We start from the raw sequence: 2,665 nt of genomic DNA, 5'->3' as shown, positions 1-2,665 counted from the left end.
GTGTGGATAAGGGGAAGGAGGTGGGGGCGGGGGCGGCGTCGTTAGGATGAGGGCGCGACGGACGAGTCGACCGGGCGGTCGCGTCGACGGGCTTCGGCCCGTCGCCGAGGAACGTCCGGACTCCACAGGGCAGGGTGGTTGCTAACGGCAACCCGGGGTGACCCGCGGGACAGTGCCACAGAAAACAGACCGCCGGCCCGATACGGGACGGTAAGGGTGAAACGGTGGGGTAAGAGCCCACCAGCATCCCGGGTGACCGGGATGGCTCGGTAAACCCCACCCGGAGCAAGGCCAAGAAAGGGCCGTCACCGCAAGATGACGAGCCCGCGCAGACGCTTGAGGGCGGCCCGCCCGATGTCTGCGGGTAGGCCGCTGGAGCCTGCCGGCGACGGTAGGCCGAGATGGATGGCCGCCGCCGGCCGCGCCCCCCGGGGCGGGCCGGTGACAGAATCCGGCGTACAGGTCGACTCGTCCGTCGCCCTGACGGCCCGATGTCCGGTTCCGCCGGCGGGTGGGACGCCTTGTCCCGCAAACTCGCCGGGAGCGGAACGTGCGGGGGCGCAACTAGGATCGTGGGGTGGTTCGGGCGGAGGTCGGACAGGACGAGCAGCGGTTGCGCCGTATCCAGGCGGTGACCGACGCCACGCTGTCCCGACTCGACGTCGCCGACCTCTTCGACGAGCTGCTCGACCGGGTGCGTGACCTGCTCCAGGTCGACACGGCGGCGATCCTCCTGCTCGACGTCCGCGCCCAGCAACTGGTGGCCACCGCGGCCCGGGGGCTGGAGGAGGAGGTCCGGCAGGGTTTCCGGGTCTCCGTCGGCCGCGGGTTCGCCGGCCAGGTCGCGCTCACCCGGCAACCGGTGATCATTCAGACGGTCACGTCCGACAACGTGGTCAACCCGGTGCTGATCCAGACCGGGGTGCGGTCCCTCCTGGGCGTGCCGATCATGGCCCGGGGCGAACTCGTCGGCGTGCTGCACGTGGGCACCCTGACGCCCCGACGGTTCACCCTCGACGACGTCGAGCTGCTCGAACTGGTCGCCGACCGCGTCAGCCTGGCCAGCCGGGCCCGCGAGAACACCCTGGACCAGGCCGCCGCCCTGGCCCTGCAACGCAGCCTGATCCCCGCCGAGCTGCCCCGCCTGCCCGGCCTGGAGCTGGCCGGGCGGTACGTCCCGGGCCACGCCTCCGGCGTCGGCGGCGACTGGTACGACGTCTTCGGCCTACCGTCGGGCTGGCTGGGCGTGGTGGTGGGCGACGTCTCCGGGCACGGGCTCCAGTCCGCCGTCGTGATGGGCCGGGTCCGCAGTGCGCTGCGCGCCTACGCGCTGGTCTGCGACGACCCGGCGGAGGCGCTCACCCTGCTCGACCGGAAGGTGGTCCACTTCGAGGCCGGCAGCCTGACCACCGCGCTGTACGCGATGATCTCCCCCGACCGGGGGACGCTGCGCGTCTCCGTGGCCGGCCATCCGCGCCCCGTGCTGGCCGCGCCCGGCCGGCCGAACACCCTGGTCGACGCGCACATCGATCCGCCGCTCGGTGCCGGTAGCCGGGATCAGGCGAGGCGCACCACGACGATCGACTTCCCGCCCGGCTCGGTCCTGGTCGCCTACACCGACGGCCTCGTCGAGCGTCGCGGGGAGCTGTTCGACGCGGGTGTGGCCCGGCTGACCGCGGCCGTGCCGCTGGCTTCCGTCGACACCGTGACCGGCACCATCATGGCGGCTCTGAACACCGAGCAACCGGCCGACGACATCGCCGTGCTGGCCGTCCGCCGGCTGCCCGGCTAGCCGGCGTCACCCCGCCGGCCAGTTCCGCAGCAGGGCGTCCAGGGCGTCGAGGGTGCGGGACCAGCTGGCATCCGTCGTACGCGGGGTGTGGCGGAAGCCGCCCGCCCGCTCCAGCGACACGTAGCCGTGGAAGGTGCTGTGGAGCAGGCGCACGGCGTCCGTCTGGTCCGGCTCGGCGAGCCGGTAGCCGCGCAGGATCGCCCGGGTCATCTCCGCGTGCCGCCGGGCCGCGCTCGCCTCCGCCGCCTCCCGGTCGAGTTGCAGCTGTGCCGCGGCGTACCGGCCGGGGTGCCGGGTGGCGTAGTCGCGGTAGGCGTTGGCGAAGGCCACCAGCGCGTCCTTTCCCGCCCGGCCGGCGAGCGCGTCGGCCGCCTGGTCGGCCATCTCCGCGAGGGCCAGCATCGCCACCCGGACCCGCAGCTCCTGGGCGTTCCGGAGGTGGAAGTACAGGCTCGCGTCCTTCACCCCGAACCGGCGGGCGAGCGCCGAGACGGTCACGTTCTCGAAGCCGACCTCGTCGGCCATCTCCGCCGCCGCCAGGGTCAGGCGTTCGACCGTCAGCCCACGGGCCATGTGCCCCACTCCACATCTAGATCGTCTAGTCATTTACCTAGGAGGTCTAGACTAGTGCCTATGACACCCCTGTCCGAGCCCGCCATCCGGGCCTCCTTCGTCAATTGCACCAAGGGCGAGGCGAAGCGCCTGGCCCTGCCCCGGGATCTGGCCGAGCGCCCCTGGGCGGACCTCGACTTCCTCGGCTGGCGCGACCCCGCCGCCGCGGAGCGGGCCTACCTGGTCGCCGAATCCGGCACCGGGCTGCTCGGCGTGGCGCTGCGGGTGGCGCCGCAGGCCGGGCGGGTCCGGCGCAGCATG

Annotated in this window: 3 protein-coding genes and 1 other RNA gene; 3 read left to right on the top strand and 1 reads right to left on the bottom strand. The window is 73.0% G+C overall.

The window, feature by feature from the left end:
* The first annotated feature begins 62 nt into the window (after window positions 1–62).
* Window positions 63–475: RNase P RNA component class A (gene rnpB / locus ACW0Q9_RS30150), an RNA gene on the top strand.
* Window positions 476–577: 102 nt separating this feature from the next.
* Window positions 578–1,792, top strand: a complete 1,215-nt coding sequence (locus tag ACW0Q9_RS30145; RefSeq protein WP_456187107.1) for a PP2C family protein-serine/threonine phosphatase — start codon at window positions 578–580, stop codon at window positions 1,790–1,792.
* 6 nt (window positions 1,793–1,798) lie between these two features.
* Here ACW0Q9_RS30145 and ACW0Q9_RS30140 read toward each other — a convergent pair whose 3' ends face one another.
* On the bottom strand, window positions 1,799–2,365 hold the full coding sequence (locus ACW0Q9_RS30140) for a TetR/AcrR family transcriptional regulator (RefSeq protein ID WP_456187105.1): 567 nt from the start codon (window positions 2,363–2,365) through the stop codon (window positions 1,799–1,801).
* 60 nt (window positions 2,366–2,425) lie between these two features.
* On the opposite strand from ACW0Q9_RS30140, the gene ACW0Q9_RS30135 reads away from it, so the two are divergent.
* Window positions 2,426–2,665: FBP domain-containing protein (locus ACW0Q9_RS30135; RefSeq protein WP_456187103.1), on the top strand; the 240-nt coding region annotated here is incomplete at its 3' end.

Source organism: Micromonospora sp. I033 (assembly GCF_053890995.1).
This window is presented reverse-complemented; position numbering and strand designations above follow the sequence as displayed.

Excerpts from the sequence above, each read along its gene's own strand:
- ACW0Q9_RS30140 (WP_456187105.1), bottom strand. The coding sequence starts at position 2,365 with ATGGCCCGTGGGCTGACGGTCGAACGCCTGACCCTGGCGGCGGCGGAG.